This is a genomic window from Streptomyces sp. NH27 (assembly GCF_056859195.1).
In genome coordinates this window covers 1-1,531 of sequence record NZ_JACEGK010000907.1, presented here as the reverse complement: position 1 = coordinate 1,531, position 1,531 = coordinate 1, and the positions used below count along the sequence as shown (strand labels likewise).

Annotated in this window: 1 protein-coding gene; it reads right to left on the bottom strand. The window is 74.9% G+C overall.

Annotated elements, in window-relative coordinates; genetic code table 11:
* Positions 1 to 281: 281 nt before the first annotated feature.
* Positions 282 to 1,523, bottom strand: coding sequence for a hypothetical protein (locus AC13HU_RS36965; protein WP_483046378.1), 1,242 nt, complete (start codon positions 1,521 to 1,523; stop codon positions 282 to 284).
* Positions 1,524 to 1,531: the final 8 nt, after the last annotated feature.

Here is a 1,531-nt window from a genome sequence, read left to right as displayed (position 1 = left end):
CGTCTTCCCCCTCCACCCCTTCCCCCGGCGCCGGCGGTGGCGGTGGCTGCTGCGGCGGCGGTTGCTGCAGCTGACCCCCGGGCCGCACCCACCGGCCCCGTCGGCGGGTGGATAGCGGTCGGCGCAGCCGGGGTGGCTGCCTCAGCCCCCGGGGGAGTGCCGCAGTCACTCAGGCGCGCGGGGAACTCCCCCAGAGGGGGTAGCCCAGCGACCAGCCCCCACCGGCAGGTGGTCCCGGGACGGCGGTCCGACCCGTTTCGGGGGGTCGGTCACAGCGATCATCAGCGCCCGGCCGCCCGATCCTCCCGAATGTTGGACACCACGCGATTCACCATGTCCCGCACCGCCGCGGTCTCCGTGAGGAACGCCCAGTAGTCGGGGTGCCGCCCCTCCAGCGCGCCCACGGCGCGGTCGAGCCGGGCCACCGCATCATCGAGCGGCCGCGCATGCCGAGGCTCGGGCGTGCTCCGCCCCTGCATCGCCAACCGCTGCGCATCACGAATCGCGAACCGGGTCTTCTCCACCTCGCCGGTCGGGTCCTTGCTGACCTCGTTGAGCCGGCGCAGCCGATCCCCGGCGGCGGCCACGGCGCCGTCCACGTCGTCCATCTGCGTGCGTACGGTCGCCAGCCGCGAGGTCGCGTCGGCCCAGCGCTGCTCCGCACGGGCCTCGCGGGCCTCGGCGAGCGCCTGCTCGGCGAGCCGGACCGCCTGTGCGGCCTGATCCGGCACCCGTTGCAGGTCCTGCCAGCAGGCGGCGGAGAAACGGCGCCGCAACTCGCTGAGCACGGGGGCGACCCCCTCCGCCCGGGTGCCGAGCGCCTGCACCCGGGTACGCAGCGACACCAGCCGTTTGTCGATCTCCTTCGCCTGCTCGGGCAGCCGCTCGGCCTCGGCCCTGACCGCCTCCGCGGTGCGCCGCATCTCGTCGGCGCGCCGGACCGTCTCCTGCACGCCGTGCTTGCCCGCGCCCTCGTTGAGCTTCGTGAGCTCCGGGCCGAGCGAGGCGAGCCGGGCGGCCAGCGCATCCGCCTTCAGCCCCGCCGCGCGCACCGCGTCCAGCGCCTGGCTCGCCGCGAGCAGCGACTGCTTGGCCCGCTCCCGGGCGGGCGCCAGCTGGGCGAGCTGCGTCTCGGCCTTGCCCAGCAGCGGGGCGAGACCGGCCTGGTACCGCTCCAGCTCGGTCTTCGCGTTGGTCAGGTCGTCCTTCGCCCGGGTCAGCTCGGCCACGGCCCGCGAGGCCGCCGCGTGGTCCAGGCCGTCCCGGTCGATGTCGTTTGCGTCCACGGTCGCGATGTACGCGCCGCTGACCCGGTCGATCTTCTCGCCGAGCGCCCGGAAACCGTCCAGCGCCCGCCTGGCCTGCGGGGTGTCGTCCACCGCGGAGATCGTCTCGATCGAGATCTCCAGGTCCCGCTGGGCCGTGTCCAGGTCGTAGAACGCCTGGGCCGCGGCATCCTTCGCCGCCTGGGCCTCCGCACGCAGGTCGTCGCCGCGCCGCCACCACGAACGTGCCGTCGTCACAGTGACAC